The following is a 22,098-nucleotide window of genomic DNA, read 5'->3' on the forward strand; positions in this document are numbered from 1 at the left end:
TTACATCATGAGTAAAGCAGAAGTTAACGAATACCTAAATACTGATTTTAAATATCCAGAATCTGACTACCCGAAATTAATTCAAGGAGACGCACAAATTATGCTGGAGAACGCAGGATTTCAGACAATAACAATAGGTGACATTACCGTCATTATTCATGACTAACTCATTCGAGAACGGACGGAGTGTTTCGGTTGACTATTTAGCGTCAACCGTTTTACAAATTAACGTGAATTTGTCAACCGAGCATAATGAATACACAGAACTCATTCGAGAACGGACGACGACAGGTGGCAAGGGAGTGCCTGAAAAAGCATAAGCGCCTCACCGACCAACAAGCTAACCAAATACTCACCAAGTACCTACCCCGATTTGAAACCGCGATGTCGCCACATCAAAAGAGCAAATTCCTGCCGGTAATGTGGTTGCGATACTATGTAGATATGATTGATAAGGAGATGAAGTGAGGTGCATACATTGTAATAAAGAACTGGATTTCGAAGAGGCGTATTACTACGAGAATTCATGTGGGGAATGTGAAAGGCATTTTGAGCTGTCCCCATATAGATGGAATCGTTGCAAGTTAATTCGCATGAAATTCAGATTGTGTCTCAGGATGATTATTAACCGATTTAAATAACCTCAATCGAAGTGGATTATTTAGAAGGAGATTAGAAATGGATGACGAGTATTACACCGTCAAGGGGTTGGCTAAAAAACTCAAAATATCTGCCAACACCATATATAGAAATCCATTGAAATATCACATGTTCCGAGTTGGTGGCTCTTGGCGCGCAAATGATGAGAGTCTGAAAAAGTTTGAACAGCAAGACCTAAAAGACAATAATGTTTTCCGGCTGGCTGTAGTCGGTGGTAAGGAGAGAACACAATGCCGATCTACAAAAGAGGTAAAAAATATTGGATCGATGTATCAGCGCCAAATGGAGAAAGAATTAGGCGATCTACTGGAACGGAGGACAAGCTAAAAGCTCAGGAGTATCACGACAAAGTTAAGCACGAGTTGTGGCAACTAGAAAGGCTGGATAAGCAACCTGAGAGATTATTTGAGGAAATGACTATATTAGCGTTGCGTGAGGCCGAGTATCAATCATGCTTCGCCAATAAACAAATCTATGCTAAGTATTTTCTCTTCTTCTTCAAGGGGAGAATAATATCATCAATCACCAGTGAGGAAATAGCTAACTCTCTGCCTACCCATAACAATAAGACAAAGAGAAAGCTATCTAACGCCACTCAGAATAGGTATAGAGCATTTATTATGAGAGCATTTTCTGTTGCTTACAAGATGGGATGGATAAACAAACGCCATCACGTTACGCGGTTAAGTGAGCCTAAAGTCCGTATCAGGTGGATAGAGAGGTATCAAGCTAGATTGTTGATAAACAACCTCACCATTGATTGGATGAAATCAATGGTCTCTTTTGCGCTACTTACCGGAGCAAGAAAAGGCGAAATACTTTCTTTGACGTGGAGAAATGTCGATATCAATAGAAAAATCGCCGTTATCACAGCAGAGAACGCAAAATCAGGAAAGGCTAGAGCAGTTCCCCTGAATGAAGAAGTTGTTTCTATTCTGCGTAGCTTGCCAAGAGAATGCGAGTTCGTTTTCTCATCCAATGGCGAGCGTGTAAAACAAATTAGCCGGACTAATTTCGCTAGGGCATTAAAAAAATCAGGGATCGATGATTTCAGGTTTCATGACCTGAGACACACATGGGCCAGTTGGCATGTTCAAAACGGAACTCCATTAATGGCACTGAAAGAGATGGGCGGATGGGAGACCTTGGAGATGGTAAACAAATACGCTCATTTAAGTGGTGAACATTTAGCCAAATACAGCGGGTTTGTCACATTTTTGGCACAGGAGGAAGAAAGCAACAGCCAGAAACAACATTTAACGTTGTTAACTGGCTGATTAATAAATTTATTTCCTAATAATGCAGAGACATGTCTTTTCAGTTAATCAGAAAAACAGTCTGATGCTATGTTTAGACTCTGTTCAAACCAGCGGAGCTGAAATGACGATCATTTTGATTTCAAAATATTTTATTTCAATATTTTTATTTCGCACCGTTTATTTCGATACCGTTTCTTTTGGTGCCATCATATTGCGGTTGATAAACATCGCATCGCCATAACTGAAAAAGCGATATTTTTCTGCAACCGCTTCTTTATAGGCATTCATCGTATTTTTATAACCAGCAAACGCAGAAACCAGCATGATAAGCGTGGATTCTGGCAGATGGAAATTAGTAACCAGTGCATCTACAACCTGATATTCAAATCCAGGGTAGATAAAGATTTGGGTATCATCAAAAAATGGTGCAATAATCCCATCCTGACAGGCTCTAGCGGCACTTTCCAATGAGCGGACTGAAGTTGTTCCCACGGCGATAATTTTATTGCCACGCGCTTTACATGCCAGTACAGCATCCACAACATTTTGTGGCACTTCCGCGTATTCAGCATGCATCACATGATCTTCGATGGTTTCCACCCTCACAGGCTGGAAAGTCCCTGCGCCAACGTGCAAGGTGACAAAGGCCATTTCAATGCCTTTTTCACGCAAAGCAGCCAAAAGTGGTTCATCAAAATGCAATCCGGCAGTCGGTGCTGCAACTGCTCCCGGGCGTTCACTATAGACTGTCTGGTATAACTCACGATCCGCATCTTCATCAGGACGAGCAATATAAGGAGGCAGGGGCATATGACCAATCTGATCCAAAATAGTCAATACGTCACGATCATCATCAAAACGGATTTCAAACAAAGTATCGTGACGCGCCAGCATCGTTGCCTTGATGCTTCGAGCTTCACCGAAAGCATTTTCACCGAGAACATCTTCGCCAAGAACATCTTCACCAAGAATAAGTTCAGCGCCTTCTTTCGGTGCCTTGGATGCGCGAACGTGAGCAAGTACTCGCTTATTATCCAGCATCCTTTCGACTAAAACTTCCAATTTTCCACCCGTCGCTTTGCGGCCAAAGAGGCGCGCAGGAATAACGCGGGTATTATTGAAAACCAACAGATCACCAGCTTCCAGCTTATCCAGCACATCAGTAAAAATACCGTGCGTCAGCTCTCCCGTTTCACCATCAAGGGAAAGCAGACGGCAACCACTTCGCTGCGGCTGGGGATAGTGAGCAATCAGCTCTTCTGGCAGTTCAAAAGTAAAATCAGCGACACGCATTTTATCTGTATCATTCAAAAAAACAGGCGGACTAGTCTAGTGCTGCAAGAGTAAGGGTGCAACAAAGAAGCACCTAGTTTAACTATTTACGGTATACTCTCCCCCATGAATTTTCTCGCACACCTCCATTTAGCTGCATTATCGGAAAGTTCCCTATTGGGCAATTTGATGGCGGATTTCGTCCGAGGTTCTCCCGAAGGATTATTCAGTTCCGACATTGTAGCGGGTATCCGTATGCACCGCAGGGTAGACAGCCTGACGGACAAACATCCACTAGTCACGGAAGCACGTTACTTATTCCGCTGCGAGTATCGGCGCGTTGCCCCCATTACTCTGGATATCATTTGGGATCACTTTCTTTCCCTGCATTGGGATCAATTTGAAAAAAATTACTCTCTGCCTGAATTTGTCAATTTTGCCCGCAGCAAGATAGAACCTCATCTCAGTTCCACTCCTGAGAAGTTTCAAGAGCTAAACAAATATCTCTGGTCACAAAACTTGCTCATCCGCTATGCGGATATGTCATGTATAGCCAATGTCTTGCAAAACATGGCTCGCAGGCGCCCGAAATTATCAGCGCTGGCAGGTTCATATCAGGATATAGAAAACCATTACCTTGATTTTGAAGCGCTATTTTGGCAATTCTATCCTCAGATGATGGCGTTGGCGTCAAATAAGCGTTTACTTGAGCAGGAAGTTTTCCCAGAACCTTGCACTTTTCCCAAATAGCTTTATCTTATGTAGGCGAAACGGAATTAAAAACAGTTTATTGATAGGTAAAATCTATTATATCAATTGGTATTTTATTCTTTATTGCTTTACCCTAATTCCTTATGCTGTAACCCGTTTCCACATAACACCTTTTTAAAATCACAGGAGTCAATTATGGTTTTAGTAACCCGCCAAGCCCCTGACTTTACAGCTGCGGCAGTTCTCGGTAACGGTGAAATTGTTAATGATTTCAATCTGAAAAAACACCTGAATGGTCGTGCTGCCGTTATTTTCTTCTGGCCAATGGATTTCACTTTTGTCTGCCCTTCTGAGTTGATCGCTTTCGATCACCGCTATGAAGAATTCCAGAAACGTGGTGTTGAAGTCATCGGCATTTCCTTCGACTCTGAATTCGTTCACAACGCATGGCGTAAAACCCCAATCAGTGAAGGTGGCATCGGCGAAGTCAAATATCCAATGGTTGCTGACATCAAACGTGACATCATGAAATCTTACGGCATTGAGCACCCAGAAGCTGGCGTTGCTCTACGTGGTTCTTTCCTGATTGACAAAAGTGGTGTTGTTCGTCATCAAGTTGTTAACGATCTGCCACTGGGCCGTAACATTGATGAGATGGTACGTATGGTTGACGCACTGCAATTCCACGAAGAGCACGGCGAAGTTTGTCCTGCACAATGGGCAAAAGGTCAAGAAGGTATGGGCGCTTCACCTGAAGGCGTAGCAAAATACCTGACCAAAAACGCTGATAAGCTGTAATATTCCTCAATATTGAACCCATTATCAATCATCCCAAACCAGCCGCTCAGTCGGCTGGTTTTTTTACCTTTCCAAAATCCTGAGCTTTAGATAAGGTAACTTACATACTTTTAACAAAAACATTACAAACAATTGGGTCTCTTTGCCATAGACTCACGCTCAGGAGAATAGTACATGTTCAAAATATACATGTTCAAAACTTGGAAAATTCCATTCATCGCTGTATCCCTACTCGTTTCCTCCCCGCTTTATGCTGCCACTGAACCTGCTGTTGAAGCCAAACAAGGTATGGTGGTTAGCTCTCAACGCCTTGCTTCACAAGCTGGTATCGATATTCTCAAAATGGGCGGGAATGCCATTGACGCCGCTGTTGCCGTTGGTTATGCCCAAGCGGTCGTTAATCCCTGCTGCGGTAACATTGGCGGCGGTGGATTTATGACCATACATATCGCTAATGGCAAAGATACATTCATTAACTTCCGTGAAACCGCCCCTGCCGCAGCCAGCGCCAATATGTATCTGGATAAAGACGGCAACGTCATCAAAGGAGCCAGCCTATATGGTTACAAAGCGGTTGGCGTACCGGGTACAGTCATGGGGTTTGAAGAGGCGTTGAAAAAGTACGGCACATTGGCCCGCGAACAAGTCATGGCACCCGCCATCAAGCTGGCGCGCGAAGGCTACATCCTGACTCGTGGCGATACCGATATTCTGAACACCACGGTTAAGCGTTTCGCTCAAGACCCTGAAGCTGCCCGTATTTTCCTACGCAAAGATGGTACTCCATTCGAGCCGGGGGACAGACTCATCCAAACCGATTTAGCCAACACGCTGGAAATGATTGCCAAACAAGGGCCAGATGCTTTTTATCGCGGCAAAATTCCTCAATTAGTTGAAGAAGCCTCAAAAAAATCAGGAGGAATTATCACCGCAGCAGATTTTGCTAATTTCCACATTACAGAAACTCCCCCCGTTACCTGTAGCTATCGCGGCTACAAATTGATTTCGTCCCCACCTCCCAGCTCTGGTGGCGTCACGTTATGCGAAATATTAAACATTGTTGAAGGCTATGATCTTAAATCCATGGGGTTCAATTCCGCCGCTTATATTCACACATTGACAGAAGCCATGCGCCACGCCTATATGGATAGAAATACCTACCTCGGCGATCCGGCATTTATTAATAACCCGCTTGATCGGCTGTTAAGCAAAAGCTACGCGGAATCCATCAGGAAAGAGATTCAACCCAACAAAGCCACGCCATCAACGAACGTTCAGCCAGGCATTGGCCCCCATGAAAAACCAGAAACTACGCATTATTCTGTGGTGGATAAAGAAGGCAATGCCGTATCAACCACTTACACAATCAATGGACGCTTTGGTGCTGTCGTAATTCCACCGGGAACTGGCTTTTTCCTAAACGATGAGATGGACGATTTCACGACGAAAGTCGGTGAGAAGAACCTGTATGGGCTAGTACAAGGCGCAACTAACTCAATCGCCCCCGGTAAGCGCCCACTATCATCGATGAGCCCAACACTCGTGACCAAAGATAACAAAATATTTCTGGTCTTAGGCTCTCCGGGAGGCTCCCGCATTATCTCCATCACGCTACAGAGTGCCCTGAATATCATCGACTTCAACATGCCACCACAAGAAGCGGTTAATAGCCCACGCATTCACCATCAATGGCTACCTGATGAGATCTATTATGAGCAACGTGGACTGTCGAAAGATACCCTGAATTTACTGGAAAAAATGGGTTACACAATGGTGGAACAGACACCATGGGGAGCTACAGAATTAATCATGATTGGATTGCCGGGCGCAGCCGGTGTTGCTCCAGCCGATTCATCAGGCAATGATTCAGCCGTATCAGGTATTGTCCGTGAAGGTTACATCTACGGTTCCAATGATGTACGGCGGCCTGCTGGTGCCGCTATTGGTTACTGATTCAGCCTAAATAAACAAGGGTGAGCATGCTAAAGCAGCTCACCCTTACCATTTATGTCACGAATAAAGTCATGAAGTTAGCGGGTAACCGCTTGCAGTGAACTAATTTTGCTCCTGCTTTTCTTCATGCTGCGTTTCACACTTTGGGCGCTTTACCCCTCCTACGATGAGGTCATAGATAGCACACACAACAATAGTCAGCAAAGTCGGCAGTAACCATGCCAGACCTTGATCTGCCAACGGCAGATGCTTCGCCCATTCTGGCAATAAGTGAGACAGATATTCAGAAGATTTTACTGCATCTAAAATCCCAAACAGCAAGCTAATAGACATTGCCGGTGCCAGAATGCGCGTAAAGTTATGCCACCAGCTCATCGTAAAGCTCAACAATACCAGCACAATACATGGCGGATAAATTGCCGTCAGCACTGGAATTGAGAACTTAATCAAGTGGCTCAAGCCCAGATTAGAAACCAGCATGGAGAAAGTGCCCAGAATCAGCACCATCGCGCGATAAGACAACGGCAAATAACGGCTGAAGAACTCGGAACAGGCACAAGTCAAACCAACAGCGGTAACCATACAGGCAACGAAAATCAGTACTGCAAGGAAGAAACTGCCGTAGTTACCAAAAGTATTCTGGACATAGGCATGCAGAATCACTGCGCCATTTTCTGCTGTCGGTACCAATGTGCCACTGCTTTCCCCTAGCTTAAACAGGGAGAGATACACCAGCGCTAAACCAAGACCGGCAATCAAACCTGCCCACATGGCATAGCGAGTCAGCAGAGAAGAAGCCTCAACCCCTCTAGAACGGGCCGCATTGACGATAACAATACCGAACACCATTGCGCCCAATGTATCCATTGTCAAATAACCATTGACAAAACCATTTGAGAATGGAATTTCCTGATAGGTTTCAACGGCAGGAATAGGGCCACCTGCTGGCCACAGCACAGCTGCGATGCCCAGAATTGCCAGCGCCAGAATTTTGATTGGAGCCAGTATATGCCCGACGTTATCTAGCAGTTTGCCCGGATACAATGAAATCAAAACCACTAGTGAAAAATAGACTACACTATAGATAAATAGAGGAAGCACACCAGTTCCAGTAAGTGGTGCGATGCCCACTTCAAAAGAAACCGTTGCAGTTCTAGGTGTCGCAAACAGAGGACCGACAGCTAGATAGCAGATAGTTGCTAGGATCAAACCCGCAGTTTTACCGATAGGCGAACTGAGAGCTTCAATGCCACCACCCACTTTTGCCAAAGCAATTACGGTAATAACTGGCAAGCCAACAGCGGTTAACAAAAAGCCGAATGCGGCGATCCAAACATGTTCTCCCGCCTGCAAGCCAACCATAGGCGGAAAAATGATATTTCCCGCACCAACGAACAAGGCAAAGGTCATAAAGCCTAATGCCCAAATATCCTTAGATGATAAACGGTATGCCATAATAATTGTTAATCTATTGTTGCCAAAAGAATTGTATGTGCGATATCAATTATCGCAAACACTTGAATTTTCACTGGCGAGACTGAACTCTGATTTGACAGTCAGTAATCAATATAATATTCACTGATAATCGTAAGATACAGAATGATAGTGGTAATTACAGCTAGAATCGCCAACAACTGCCCCCAAGTAAAACTTTTATAGCGTCAAAAGGCAAGCGGCAAACCAGAAACCAGAACAATATTCCAAACTAATTTTTAAAATTAGTGATTATCGTTATCTATCATTGAATACACACTATATGATTTGCACTTTTTCTATTCGGATTGATTAATAAATCATTTTTTTGTCCGTATTGTTACCATTTAATTCCGTTAAACTTACACTCCTCACCTTCCAACTTGCTGCTTTATTGGCTGCACTGTAATTTGAAATCTATTGGGTATATTATTTTTTAGTTAGCGTGTTTTTAGCAGAAACAATAAGTCGAGGCGCCAATAGAAAGCTAAAAATAGTCCCTTTTCCTAATGCACTCGAAATGTCGAGATGAGTATTGTAGTGATGCAGTGCATGTTTCACTATCGCCAGCCCTAGCCCACTGCCCCCAGTTTGCCGCGAACGGGCACGATCAACGCGATAAAAACGCTCTGTCAGGCGGGGTAAATGTTCTGCACTAATCCCCCCACCATTGTCTTCCACTTTAAACAGTGCTCCTTGAGAAACACTTCGCCAACTAACCTCAATCCGCGTCCCCAAAGGGGTATGATTAATAGCGTTATAGACAAGATTCGACATGGCACTGCGCAGTTGCCCTTCGTTACCAAAAACTTTCAGCTTTTCATCAATATTAAATACGATATCGTACTGGTTATTACCCAAGGCCAGAGCTTCCTGCTGCAATAGTTGCAACATGCCGGGAACATCAACGACTTCATTCATATCCACTTGTGGCCCCGCTTCAATTTTGGAGAGATGAAGTAATTGCTTAACCAGACTATCCATTCTCCGTATCTGCTCCTGCATCGTACCGACGGCTTTCTGATTTACCTTATTGTCTAGCTCCTGATCCTGCATCATCTCCAAATAGCCTTGCAATACAGTGAGTGGTGTTCTGAGTTCATGGCTAACATTGGCGAAAAAATCCCGTCTGGCATTTTCCAACAATCGTTTTTGGGTAATATCACGGGCCACCATCAATAACTGCCTTTCTGAATAGGGCATGATTCGAAACTCCATCATATTGCCGTTGTTCAATTCGATGGATAGAGGACGGGAAAAATCATTTGCCGTGATATAGCGACTAAAATCAGGATAGCGAAGTAAATTGAAGATATGCTGACCATTATCCTCCGGCCAGCGAAACCCAAGAAAGTGTTGAGCCAAGCGATTACACCAGAAAATATTGCCTTCCGTAGTCATCATCACAATGGCATCCGGCAGTGACTCTGCGCCACTGCGAAAGCGTTTAATCAATACTGCAAGTTCACGACGCCGTTTGCGATTGCGCTGCTGCATCTGGTGAATACCATAAAAAATGGGTTCCCATCCACCGTGACCCGCAGGAGGTAACATACTGCGATCCAGCCACAGCCAATCGGATAATTTCAGCAAATTATAGCCATGCCATACCAGTGCCCAAAATAGCGAAATGACCAGCAACCATGCCAAGTGACCAATAAAAAGAGACAAAATGACTGAGGGCAGACAGAAAAGCACGAGACCCAATACCAACTTTTTCCAAGATAAACGCTCAAGCACGCTATTTTCTCCGGTACAAAAACTCTATCACCCGAAATCACAACCACTCAATTACCACTCAACAACAACGAAACTCAGAACCATCAATAGCGAGTAGAAAAGCGATATCCTGTACCACGAACAGTCTGCACCATCTTATCGTGCTTTCCGATTTCCAATGCCTTACGCAAGCGCCGGATATGCACATCAACGGTGCGATCTTCCACATAAACATTCGTTCCCCACACATAATTGAGCAACTGTTCACGACTATAAACACGTTCTGGATGAGTCATAAAAAAGTGGAGAAGTTTGAACTCTGTTGGCCCCATTTCCAAATCCTGCCCCTGGCTGGAAACGCGATGAGATGACGGATCCAATATTAATCCATCCATATCGATGACATCTTCCGCTTCCATGGGGGAAATACGGCGCAGAACGGCCTTGACACGGGCAATCAATTCCTTGGGTGAAAAAGGTTTAGTGATATAGTCATCAGCCCCGACATCAAGGCCACGCACCCGATCCTCCTCCTCTGCCCGAGCCGTCACCATAATGACAGGAATCGTTTTGGTATGATTATCCCGCTTTATTTGCTTAATAAGCTGTATTCCAGAACCACCGGGAATCATCCAGTCCAATAACACCAAATCAGGATAAGGCTCTGACAAACGCTTTATTGCCGTACTATAATCCTCAGCTTCAACGGCCTGATAACCGTTTTGCTCCAGTACAAAACAAACCATTTCACGAATCGGTACTTCATCTTCAACTACCAAAATGCGTTTAACCATGGTTAATCCTGTCAATATCATTAAAGCCAGTAATATTCACTTTAAGTCATTATGAGACAATTTTATGACAATTTTATGAAAACTTATATTTCTCAATCAACAAGCTACAATCTGACTCGCAGAGAATTTATTAAACTTTTGTCATATTTCATTACAGATGCGAACCAGCTCGGAAATTCACTAATGAGAGCTGAATTGCACAGGACATCTCTCACGCACCCATTATAATTAGCGCCTGTAATGGGTAAGAGAAACACACAGGCAACGGAGGGAAAACATGCGAATCATTCATACATCGGACTGGCATCTTGGCCAATATTTCTTTACCAAGAACCGTGCCGCAGAGCATAAACACTTTTTGCAGTGGCTTATTGAACAAATCATGCAGCATCAAGTCGATGCACTGATTATTGCCGGAGATATTTTTGATACAGGCGCTCCTCCCAGCTATGCGCGCGAACTTTATAACAAATTCATTGTAGCGCTACAACCCACAGGCTGCCAGCTTGTCATTCTTGGGGGAAACCATGATTCCGTTGCCACACTCAATGAATCGAAAGCCTTACTCTCTTACCTGAATACGACGGTGATTGCCAATGCCGAAACCAAAGAAATAGAACAGCAAATAAAAATATTAAATGCCAAAGATGGCAGCGCGGGAGCGATTCTCTGCGCCATTCCCTATCTCCGCCCACGGGATATCATGACCAGCCAGGCGGGGCATTCAGGCACACAAAAACAGCAGGCATTACAGGATGCCATTACCGAGCACTATCACCAGCTCTATCAACAAGCCTGTGCATTGCGAAAACAACTCGGACAAGCATTACCGATTATTGCTACCGGACACCTTACTACCGTGGGGGCTTCCACCACGGATTCCGTCCGCGATATTTACATTGGCACGTTGGATGCTTTTCCTGCACAGGCGTTCCCACCTGCCGATTATATTGCACTGGGGCATATCCATCGTCCACAAGTCATCGGTAAATCAGAACATATCCGCTACAGTGGTTCCCCTATTCCGCTGAGTTTTGATGAAGTGGGTCAGGAAAAAAGTGTCTGTTTAGTTGACTTTAAGGCAGGCAAACTCGATAACATCACACTTTTGCCGATCCCTCGTTATCAGCCCATGCAGCTTATTCGTGGCAATTTGAAACAAATAGAAGAACAATTGCAGGCTTTCAAAGAACATCAGGGAGAACGCCCAGTCTGGTTGGATATTGAAGTCGCGACCCAAGATTATCTACACGATATCCAGAAACGTATCCAAACCCTGAGCGAAAGTCTGCCCGTTGAAATCATCCTGCTACGCCGCAGCAAAAGCGCCCGTCAATTGTCACTGTCTGAACAAAATAAAGAAACGCTCACTGAACTGAGCGTGAACGAAGTCTTCGAACGACGTTTAGCACTGGCAGAAATAGACGATCTTTCTCAGAAACAACGCCTGACCACCCTGTTTAAGCAAACGCTGGATGATATTTCTCAGCAATAACATGAAGAGCCTATTCCATGAAAATTCTTAGCTTACGGCTGAAAAATATCAATTCCCTGCAAGGTGAATGGAAAATTGACTTTACGACAGAGCCTTTTGCCAGCAATGGATTATTTGCCATTACCGGTTCCACAGGTGCAGGCAAAACTTCTTTGCTGGATGCCATTTGTCTCGCCCTCTATCATGAAACCCCACGGCTCAGTACCATTTCGACCTCTCAAAATGAATTAATGACCCGCCATACCGCAGAATGCCTTGCGGAAGTGGAATTCGAAGTCAAGGGCGTCGCTTATCGGGCATTCTGGAGCCAGCGTCGTGCACGCAACCAAGCTGATGGCAATCTCCAAGCCCCAAAAGTCGAATTGGCGGACAAAAAAAGCGGCAAGATTTTGGCCGACAAAATTCAAGATAAAAAAGAGAAAATCGCTGAAATAACGGGGCTGGATTTTAGCCGTTTTACCAAATCTATTCTCTTGTCACAGGGCGATTTTGCCGCGTTCCTAAATGCGCAGGATAAAGATCGGGCAGATCTACTGGAAGAGCTGACAGGTACAGAAATTTACGGCATGTTGTCCCAGGAAATTTATCAACGCCATAAAGAAGCACAATCAGAGCTGAATATTCAGCAAGCCAAGGCCTCCTCCATTGAATTACTCACCCCAGAACAGCAACAAGAGTACCAAAATCAGCAACAACAACTTATTGCAGAAGAAGCCCAACTCAGTCAGCAAATTAAAGCATTACAAGTTGCCGAACAATGGTTTTTCAGGCGCAATGAACTCCAGCAATTACTGACAAACAATACGTCACTTTTGCAACAAGCCGAGCAAGCTATTCAGGAAGCGCAACCTCAATTACAGCAACTTGCAGCCAGCGAACCGGCAGAGAAGATTCGCCCATTGTGGGATGCACACAACCGTGCCCTGCATGAAAAATATCGGCTCACTGAGCAACATATAAAAATAGAGAATGAACGCCAGAAACAACTGGCAATGCTGCAACCTGCCGAACACCAGCTTACACAGTTGGAAAAAAATCGGGAAGAACATCAACAGCATCAAACTCAGCAGGAAAAGCTTATCTCAGAGCAAGTCATGCCACTCGATCATAAAATTGATATTCAATTAAAAGATCTGCTGACACTTGACAAAGAAATCGCTGGGCAAAACCGCGAGCACTCTGACATCGTATCCCAATACCAAACTACGCAGAACCACACGGATACGCTGAATAAAGAACAAAAAGAGCTGGAATCCTACTACGAACAACATCCCTATTACCGCAATTTGGACAGCAAACTGCCTGAATGGAAGCAATTATTTACCCGCCAGAAAGAGCGGCAAACAAAAATAAACCAACTCACACAAAACACCCAACAAATTGCCACAGAGATCACCCGTACAACCGATCTCTTGAATACATTGAATGCAGAATTGGCAAAGCAAAAAGAACATAGCCAAACATTGCACAACAACCTTATCGGTGCTGAAAATCAGAGCACTATTTTGCAGAAAAAGCATCCTTTGGAGCAATTGCAAAAACATTTATCAAATTATCAGAAACAATTGGCATCACAGAACCAACTGGAGATCTTGCTGCCTCAAACCCAGCAATTACAAACTGCGATCGCTGCCGATCAAAACCAATTGGCACAATCTCAAGTATTGGTGAATGCCTTACCTGCCCAGATCGCAATCCTCAATCAACAATTGGCAGAAAAACAGCAACACTATGACGATCTCAACGATCATATTCGTTTGGAGCAGCGGATCGTCAGTCTGGAAAAAGAACGATCACAATTACAAGAAGGTGAATCCTGTCCACTTTGCGGTTCAACTCATCACCCTTTAATCAGTGAATACCAGAATATTGCTCTGCCACAATCAGAAGAACGATTAAAAACCCTGCGTCAACAGATTGAACAACTACAAGAAAATCGCACTACCCTACAGCAAAAACAACAGATTCAGCAGCAGCATTGTGAACAGTTGCAGCAAAATATCACACAATTCAACGCTAAACTGACTGAATTGGTTAAACAATGGGAGCATCATTGCCAGCAATTACAGGCCACAGAATTGCTAATGGATACAAAGTCAGTTAATCACTTCATCAGCCAACGACAATCTGCTTATCAACAACACCTGACCCAACAAGAAGCACTTTTGCAGGCAGAAAAGGCCGTCCAGACAGCGGAAAAAGCGTTGGCAGCCAATCGTGAACAATACCAAACATGTGAAAAGAATATTGAGCTGGAAAAATTCAAACAGAATTCAGCCCAAAAACAGTTAGCAGAAAAAACGACAGAGATTCGACAGATAGAAGCCGATTATGCGGCTACGACACAACAATTAAGTACTGAGTTACAACCGACCCCCTTTACACTTCCCACTCATCAAGAGACAGAAAGCTGGCTGCAAAAACGTGAACAAGAATTAAAAAATCACCATGATTCACGTGAAAGATGGCAGTACCTACAGAAAGAATTAGCCGCCTTACAAAGCAAGCTAAATGAATTAGAAAAGCAAAAAAATAAGCTAACTACTCATCTTCATACGTTAAATGAACAACAGCAGCAACAAAAACAGTTATTGGAACAAACGCGTCAGGAACGCCATAACTTATTTGGCGAACAATCCGTTACTGACGTCCGCCAAGTCTTACAGCAAAAAGCCAATGAATTGGAAACAACCTACAAACAAGCCACTTCCCATCTACAAGAACTGCAAAACAAAATGAATCAATTAACCGGTGCTGCCAGTGAAATTGAAAAAAGCCACACCGCTTCTGAAGCAGGCTGCAAACTCGCCGCCAGCCACTTCCAAGCAGGATTAGAGCGGCAAGGTTTTCCCGAACAATCATCTTTTGAACGTGCCTTATTGGAGCCGGAACAACGGGAAAAATTACAACAGTTACAAGAAAAACTTGAACAACAACAATTGCAAGCCAAAACAAAGCATCATGAATCAGAAGTGGCATTACAGCGGCATACAGAAACGCAGCCACCGTTGCTTGAGCAATGTGATCCTCAGCAATTATCAACCATGTTGACCGACATTACGACTAAGATAAAACACAATAACCAGCAACAAGGCGAAGTCAGAACCCTACTGAACAGCGATGCAGCCCGCCGCCGCCAGCAACAAGCGTTACTGGAACAGATCGCGCGCTCACAGCAAAACTATGATGACTGGAGTTATCTCAATAATCTTATTGGTTCCGCAGATGGTGCTAAATTCCGCCGTTTTGCCCAAGGTTTGACACTGGATCATCTCGTACATCTGGCGAATATCCGACTGGAAAAACTACATGGTCGCTACTACTTGCAACGCAAAGATGATGGCGGATTAGAATTACAAATCGTTGATACTTGGCAAGCGGACGCCATTCGGGATACCAAAACCCTCTCCGGTGGAGAAAGTTTCCTTGTCAGCCTTGCCCTTGCGCTCGCCTTGTCTGATTTGGTGAGTAACAAGACGCAGATAGAGTCCCTCTTCCTTGATGAAGGCTTTGGTACGCTTGATCCAGAAACCCTTGATATCGCCTTAGATGCACTGGATCACCTCAATGCATCAGGAAAAACCATCGGAGTGATCAGTCATGTAGAAGCGTTAAAAGAGCGAATTCCTGTTCAGATCAAAGTAGAAAAAAAGAATGGTTTGGGATTCAGTCAATTAGCGCCAGAATTTCGGGTTTAAACACAGAGATTAGACATCAACATGCTGTATTAATAAACAACCTGAATAGTGTGTATTATGTGTATATGATATTTTGAGCGGAAAGGAGGCTGCTTGAACACGGTTCCATCCCCTGAAAAAGCACACAAGTAAAAATGGAGAGCCTGCCAAAGCAGGCTCTTAATTTAGTGTTTAATCACATAAAGATCTTTGGTTGATACTATCCCTATAAGATTAGAATAATATCCACCAATATAGGGCTTAACCAATACCGCAGTGACATAATAATAAACAGGAATAATAGGCATATCTTTTGTTAGAACTTCAATAGCCTGTTGAAAATATTCTCGCTTATTAGTTTCCCCAGCTTTATTTACCCAATTATCAAAATTCTTGTTAGAATAAAATGAGGTATTATTCGTTTGATTTGTCGTAAAAACATTTAAAAAAGACATTGGATTATTATAATCACTAATCCATCCACCTCTGACGACGTCAAATTTTCCCTGATGCTCGTTATCCAACAAAACTTTCCACTCTTCATTTTGTATATTAGCGATAACACCAAGATTCTTTTTCCACATCGAAGCCGCAGCAATGGCAATTTTTTTGTGTATCTCTGATGAGTTATAAACCAAATTAAATACAAGGGGATGCTCTTTATTAAACCCGGCTTGATTCAATAATTGTTTAGCCTTTTCAATGCGCTGGGCTTGTGTCCATGATTCATAATCAGGCTGTTTAAATTTGAAACCACCAATACCCAGTGGAAGAATTGTATAAGCAGGTATTTGACCTTGAGCGACAACCTTATAAGCAATAATTTCTCTATTTAAAGCAAGACCTAACGCTTGTCTAACTCTGGCATCATTAAATGGTGGTTTTTTATTATTGAATGCATAGTAATATGTGCTAAGTATCGGTGAGATATGCACTTGAGAACCAATGCTTTTCTTTAATGACGCAAAAGTCTCTAACGGAATGGTAAATGTGATATCTATCTCTCCCGCTAGATAACGGTTTAGATCTGACGTATCTGATGAAATTGGAAGATAGGTTACTTTATTGATTACCGTATTTTTATTATCCCAATAATAAAGATTTCTAACGCCAACAATTTTTTCATTTACTATCCACTCGGATAATTTAAATGCACCACTGGAAACAAAAAACTCAGGCTGGGTCCATTTTTCGCCATATTTTTCAACGATTTTTTCACTGATCGGAACCGTGATAGGGAATGCCAACATATGCAAAAAATACCCAACTGGTTTCTCTAGCGTTACCACCAATGTAGAATCATCCAACGCTTTAACGCCAAGTTCTTCCGCTTTTTTCTGCCCTGCCAAGATCTCTTTAGCATTCACCACAGAGGCATCAACAAAATAACTACCATAAGGAGAAAGCGTTTTAGAATCTGTCAAGCGCCGCCAACTAAATACCACATCATGGGCAGTAATTGGTGTTCCGTCAGACCATTTGATCCCCTTCCTTAAGTGGAAAACCCATGTTTTATTATCTTTCGTTTCCCAACTTGTAGCCAGTTTAGGTACAATATTACCTTCTTTATCTGTGCTCACTAACGTATCAAAAAAATCATTGATAATATTAATTGCTACATTACCTTCAACTTTATCAACATCCAGTGAAGCGGGTTCTGAACCATTATTGCGAACAATTTCTTGTTTTTCTGCTAATTGTGTACCAAGTGGAATAACTGTGGCATAAGAAAGCGTGATACTGCCTAATACCATAATTATAGAATATATTAATATTCTAATTTCTTTATAGATAATTTTATTTAACATATCATTCCCCTCTATTGCTGTGATGTAGTTTTATTATTGAGAAAAAAATTTATGCATATCTGATGGATACATATCCATTTTATTCTTTCAAAAAGAATTTCGTAAGACACTAATTACAAAAAATTAATTAATTTGAGACATGCAGGAAAAGAAATATATATATCAATAAAATCAACATATTAAATAAAAACCAAAAAAGTTTTGATTTCATGTTGAAAATATTTTCACTTACACTATGCTTTTAGTATAAGAAAGATTTAAATAATCTACTATAAACATTGATACTCAATAGGTTTCAATCTACGTCTTTGTAAAAATGAATTCTATTTAATATAATAAAGAACAAGAGGTTATTCCATATTTATTATAAAAAACTTATTAAACACAATCCATAAGACATTATTTTTATTGTAGATAATATGTAAATTTAAATTCATCAATGAAAATTGAGAAGTCATTATTTTTATCTCCATTCAGCCCATTACTGATAAAACACACAGGATACATTTTATGAAAAACACATTCTCTACAGAAAATAAGTTACAAGCCGTCAAAAATCTCGCTAAAATCATGGATGGAAAACTTGATGATGATATTATTAATAATATTCAAGAAAAACTATTAAACTTCAGTTTAGAAAGTTATTTAGGCACAGCATCTATAGATAGTTCTGTTTTTTACACATCACTTGACGTATCTCTTGATATCGGAAGAAAATTTCATGGAGGGGCTTGGGGATTAGAATCAATAGGTAATTCAAGATATATTGGTGGTTTATTGACAAATGATATTAAAATACTTATTACAGAAGGTAATAAATTCACTATAGGTGATACCGCTATAGGAATATCTATACTCTTTTTAAATTCATCGTTTATACCTGTGGGGTATTTTGAAGGTTTTGGAGGACCAATGATAGGTCTAGCTTCTGGTAGTGGTCATTGGTCTTAATCAATTTAAAACCCATTATTTTATATATAAAAAATCATCAATATCAGCAAGAAATTTATACAATCTCTATATTTTTTACTTTCAGGCTGCAACTTTATCAGTTGCAGCCTGAAACCTATTAAGTATAATTGTTTTTACTGTTTAATAATATAAAGATCTTTTGTAGAAATATATCCCGTTGAACTAACGTAAAATCCACCGACATAAGGTTTTACCATTTTAGAGTTAATATAATAATAAATAGGAATAACAGGAGAATCTTTAGTGATAACATCTAATCCTTGTTGAAGATAGGATTTATCATTAGTCTCTTCTGCTTTTTTAATTAAAACATCATAATCACGACTTTCGTATAGTGACGTATTTTTAACTTGTTCTGACATAAACATATTTAAAAATGTCATCGGACTGTTATAATCAGCAATCCATGCCCTTCTGATCACTTCGAATTTTCCTTGATGCATATTATCAAGCATCACTTTCCATTCTTGATTTTGCAAAGTGACATCAACTCCCAAATTCTTTTTCCACATCGAGCTGACAGCAATAGCAAGTTTTTTATGTGATTCATGGGTATTATAGAGAAGGTTAAATTTTAGGGGGTTACCTTGACCAAATCCCACCTCACTCAATAATACTTTAGCTTTTTCAATACGCTGTGCCTGTGTCCACGAAGCATAATCGGGTTCTGTAAAATCAAACCCTCCTACATTTGGTGGAACAATCGTATATGCGGGTTTTTGCCCCTGACCTAATATTTTATTAGCGATCACGTCTCTATCTACCGCTAAATTTAATGCCTGCCTAACTTTAATATTGTCAAAAGGTGGTTTCTTATTATTAAACTCGTAAAAATAAACCCCTATCTGTGGCGAACTATAAACTTGATCATTCATTGTCTTCTTTAATGATTCAAAAGATTCCAATGGAATAGTACTGGTAAAGTCAACTTCCCCTGCCAAATAACGATTTAAAGCTGATTTTTCTGAAGTTATAACCGGATAATGTACTTTATTAATTACCGTATTCTTATCATCCCAATAACTGGAGTTTCTGACACCAACGATCTTTTCATTCACCAGCCACTCTGACAATTTAAATGGACCACTACCCACAAAGTTTTCTGGCCTTGTCCATTTATCGCCATATTTTTTTACTACCTTTTCGTTTAGGGGAACCATAACCGGATGGGTCAATATTTGCAAAAAGTCTCCCATGGGTCTTTCCAGACGGACTTCTAACGTCATGTCGTCTAATGCTTTTACACCAAGTTCTTCCTCTTTCTTCTTACCTGTCAGCACATCGTTAGCATTAATAATTGCTGCATTTTCAAGATAACTACCATAAGGAGAAACAATATTGGGATCAATCAGACGCCGCCAACTAAACACCACATCATTCGCCGTGATAGGTGTTCCATCTGACCATTTCAGTCCTTTTCTTAAATGGAGAACCCATATTTTATTATCTTCAGTTTCCCAACGTTCTGCCAATCTCGGCTCGATACCACCTTGCCTGTTGGTATAAACCAATCCGTCAAAGAAATCGTGAATAATATCGAATTCAGTATCACTTGAAACTTTATGGACATCCAATGATGCCGGTTCTGACAAGCTTTGACGCACGATTTCCTGTTTAGCCGCTAATTTTGTACCGGGAGGAACAACGGCGGCATGAGATATAGTGATATTTACTGAAATCAGTGCAATCGCACAAGAGAGTAGTTTGATCTTTTTGTTGATTATTAGATTTACCATCATTTTCTGCATTCTAGTGCTCTCCATAACTAAGTTTAGTATTAAAAAATATTATTATTATAAAAACCATCCTTAATCTACTATTTTTACAACCAAAAAATTCATTCTTCTTTAGTGCTTAATAACATAAATATCCTTTGTAAAAATATAACCTTTTGGATCAACATAAATCCCACCAATATAAGGCTTAATCATTTTCGCATTTACATAGTAATAAACAGGAATAACCGGAGAATCATGAGTAAATATATCTAACGCCTGTTGATAATAATCTTTGCTATTGGTTTTTCCCGCTTTTATCACCAAAGTATCAAATGTTTTATTGGCATAGAGTGATGAATTTTGCGTATTACCTGTCATAAAAATATTAAAAAAGCTTATTGGGCTATTGTAATCACCGATCCAACCATATCTGGCAACATCAAATTTTCCTTGGTATTTGTTATCCAGCATGACTTTCCATTCCTGATTTTGCAAAGTTGCATCAACGCCGAGATTCTTTTTCCACATTGAGCTAACGGTAATAGCCAGTTTCTTATGTACTTCTGAGGTGTTATATAACAAGTCAAATTTAAGGGGATTGTTCTGATTAAAACCCGCTTCATTTAATAATGCTTTGGCCTTTTCAATCCGCTGCTCTTGTGTCCATGCAGCAAAATCAGGTTGTTGGAAATCAAAGCCGCCAATATCAGGAGGAAGCAGCGTATAAGCTGGTTTTTGCCCCTGTCCTAATACTTTATTGGCAATAACGTCCCTATCCAAAGCCAAGCTCAATGCCTGTCTGATCCTAACATCATTAAAGGGTGGCTTTTCAGTATTAAATTCATAAAAATAAGTACCAATTCGGGGAGAAACATTAACTTGCTCAGGCGATTTTTTCTTTAAGGATGCAAAGGAATCCAAGGGAATGGTCAGGGTAATATCAATTTCCCCTGCCAAATAGCGATTCAAATCGGCTTTATCCGAAACCAAAGACAGAAAGGTAACTTTATTAATGATGGTATTTTTATCATCCCAATAGTGAAAGTTTCTGACACCCACAACTTTCTCATTCACCACCCATTCAGATAACTTAAATGCGCCACTGCCAACAAAATTACCGACTTGTATCCATTTATCTCCATATTTTTTTACCGCTTTTTCACTGATGGGAACCATCACGGGATGAGCCAGCATCTGCAAAAAATCCCCGACAGGTTTCTCTAATTTAACTTCCAGCGTAAAACCATCCAGCGCCTTTATCCCCAGCTTTTCCGGCTTTTCTGTTCCCTTAAGCAAGCCATCAGCATTCACTACTGAAGCTGTCACAAGATAATTGCCATAAGGTGAACCAACGGTTGGATCTAGTAAACGCTGCCAGCTAAACACCACATCATGAGCAGTGATCGGCGAGCCATCAGACCATTTAGCGCCTTTTCTTAAATTAAATATCCAATTTTGGTTGTCATTCGTTTCCCAGCTTGCTGCTAATTTTGGTTTAATCTCACCTTTCTGATCGATATAAACTAAGCCATCAAAAAAATCATGAATGATATTAAACTCGGTATCACTTTCAACTTTATGCACATCCAATGAGGCAGGAAAAGTGCCATTATTACGTACGATTTCTTGTTTTTCAGCCAATTGTGTGCCCGGTGGCACGACTGCGGCATGGGATGATGCAATATTTGTTAATAGTATTCCCATCGAATAGGTAAGGATTTGGGTGAGCCTATTTTTAATTAGCCTCGCCATGATTTTTTTCATGTTTTGAATCTCCATTAATTGCTAT

15 protein-coding genes are annotated in these 22,098 nt (G+C 41.4%); 8 read left to right on the top strand and 7 right to left on the bottom strand.

Translation table 11 applies throughout. The features are described from left to right. Positions 1–678: 678 nt before the first annotated feature. Together H8A87_RS09805 and H8A87_RS09810 are read left to right on the top strand one after the other, a co-directional pair. On the top strand, positions 679–987 hold the full coding sequence (locus tag H8A87_RS09805; protein WP_198689791.1) for a MerR family transcriptional regulator: 309 nt from the start codon (positions 679–681) through the stop codon (positions 985–987). Then, complete coding sequence (locus H8A87_RS09810; RefSeq protein ID WP_198689792.1) at positions 891–1,937, top strand: tyrosine-type recombinase/integrase; 1,047 nt, start codon at positions 891–893, stop codon at positions 1,935–1,937. The genes H8A87_RS09805 and H8A87_RS09810 overlap by 97 nt, the downstream gene beginning before the upstream one ends. 159 nt (positions 1,938–2,096) lie before the next feature. On the opposite strand, the gene queA is transcribed toward H8A87_RS09810, so the two are convergent. Continuing rightward, on the bottom strand, positions 2,097–3,212 hold the full coding sequence (queA, locus tag H8A87_RS09815) for a tRNA preQ1(34) S-adenosylmethionine ribosyltransferase-isomerase QueA (RefSeq protein ID WP_198689793.1): 1,116 nt from the start codon (positions 3,210–3,212) through the stop codon (positions 2,097–2,099). 105 nt (positions 3,213–3,317) lie between these two features. Between queA and H8A87_RS09820 the strand changes: the two genes are divergently transcribed. The 3 genes from H8A87_RS09820 to ggt all read left to right on the top strand — a co-directional run bounded on the left by H8A87_RS09820 (position 3,318) and on the right by ggt (position 6,653). Beyond that, a complete protein-coding gene (locus H8A87_RS09820; RefSeq protein ID WP_198689794.1) occupies positions 3,318–3,941 on the top strand; it encodes an acyl carrier protein phosphodiesterase in 624 nt (207 codons plus the stop codon). 156 nt (positions 3,942–4,097) lie between these two features. Then, positions 4,098–4,700, top strand: a complete 603-nt coding sequence (locus H8A87_RS09825; RefSeq protein ID WP_198689795.1) for a peroxiredoxin C — start codon at positions 4,098–4,100, stop codon at positions 4,698–4,700. 189 nt (positions 4,701–4,889) lie between these two features. Continuing rightward, complete coding sequence (gene ggt / locus H8A87_RS09830; RefSeq protein WP_198689910.1) at positions 4,890–6,653, top strand: gamma-glutamyltransferase; 1,764 nt, start codon at positions 4,890–4,892, stop codon at positions 6,651–6,653. A gap of 102 nt (positions 6,654–6,755) precedes the next feature. Here ggt and brnQ read toward each other — a convergent pair whose 3' ends face one another. From brnQ to phoB, 3 genes are all read right to left on the bottom strand, one after another. Next, positions 6,756–8,108 carry a branched-chain amino acid transport system II carrier protein gene (gene brnQ, locus H8A87_RS09835; protein WP_198689796.1) on the bottom strand — a complete coding sequence of 451 codons (1,353 nt, stop codon included), beginning with the start codon at positions 8,106–8,108 and terminating at the stop codon, positions 6,756–6,758. Positions 8,109–8,555: 447 nt separating this feature from the next. Continuing rightward, positions 8,556–9,866: a phosphate regulon sensor histidine kinase PhoR gene (phoR, locus tag H8A87_RS09840; protein ID WP_198689797.1), complete on the bottom strand. Its 1,311-nt coding sequence runs from the start codon at positions 9,864–9,866 to the stop codon at positions 8,556–8,558. 83 nt (positions 9,867–9,949) lie between these two features. Continuing rightward, positions 9,950–10,639, bottom strand: a complete 690-nt coding sequence (gene phoB / locus H8A87_RS09845) for a phosphate regulon transcriptional regulator PhoB (protein WP_198689798.1) — start codon at positions 10,637–10,639, stop codon at positions 9,950–9,952. 277 nt (positions 10,640–10,916) lie between these two features. On the opposite strand from phoB, the gene sbcD reads away from it, so the two are divergent. After that, a complete protein-coding gene (sbcD, locus tag H8A87_RS09850; RefSeq protein ID WP_198689799.1) occupies positions 10,917–12,134 on the top strand; it encodes an exonuclease subunit SbcD in 1,218 nt (405 codons plus the stop codon). A 17-nt stretch (positions 12,135–12,151) separates the two neighbouring features. Then, positions 12,152–15,832, top strand: coding sequence for an AAA family ATPase (locus tag H8A87_RS09855; RefSeq protein WP_198689800.1), 3,681 nt, complete (start codon positions 12,152–12,154; stop codon positions 15,830–15,832). A gap of 164 nt (positions 15,833–15,996) precedes the next feature. On the opposite strand, the gene H8A87_RS09860 is transcribed toward H8A87_RS09855, so the two are convergent. After that, positions 15,997–17,619 (bottom strand): ABC transporter substrate-binding protein, encoded by a 1,623-nt coding sequence (locus tag H8A87_RS09860; protein ID WP_198689801.1) that lies wholly within the window; start codon positions 17,617–17,619, stop codon positions 15,997–15,999. Positions 17,620–18,129: 510 nt separating this feature from the next. On the opposite strand from H8A87_RS09860, the gene H8A87_RS09865 reads away from it, so the two are divergent. Then, on the top strand, positions 18,130–18,570 hold the full coding sequence (locus tag H8A87_RS09865) for a VapA/VapB family virulence-associated protein (protein ID WP_198689802.1): 441 nt from the start codon (positions 18,130–18,132) through the stop codon (positions 18,568–18,570). Between the two features lie 134 nt (positions 18,571–18,704). On the opposite strand, the gene H8A87_RS09870 is transcribed toward H8A87_RS09865, so the two are convergent. Together H8A87_RS09870 and H8A87_RS09875 are read right to left on the bottom strand one after the other, a co-directional pair. Next, the gene (locus tag H8A87_RS09870) at positions 18,705–20,339 is read right to left on the bottom strand and encodes an ABC transporter substrate-binding protein (protein ID WP_198689803.1); all 1,635 of its coding nucleotides are present in this window, start codon (positions 20,337–20,339) and stop codon (positions 18,705–18,707) included. 99 nt (positions 20,340–20,438) lie between these two features. Then, positions 20,439–22,073 (bottom strand): ABC transporter substrate-binding protein, encoded by a 1,635-nt coding sequence (locus H8A87_RS09875; RefSeq protein WP_198689804.1) that lies wholly within the window; start codon positions 22,071–22,073, stop codon positions 20,439–20,441. Positions 22,074–22,098: the final 25 nt, after the last annotated feature.

The organism is Xenorhabdus lircayensis, assembly GCF_016306625.1.
GTDB classification, from domain to species: Bacteria; Pseudomonadota; Gammaproteobacteria; order Enterobacterales; family Enterobacteriaceae; genus Xenorhabdus; species Xenorhabdus lircayensis.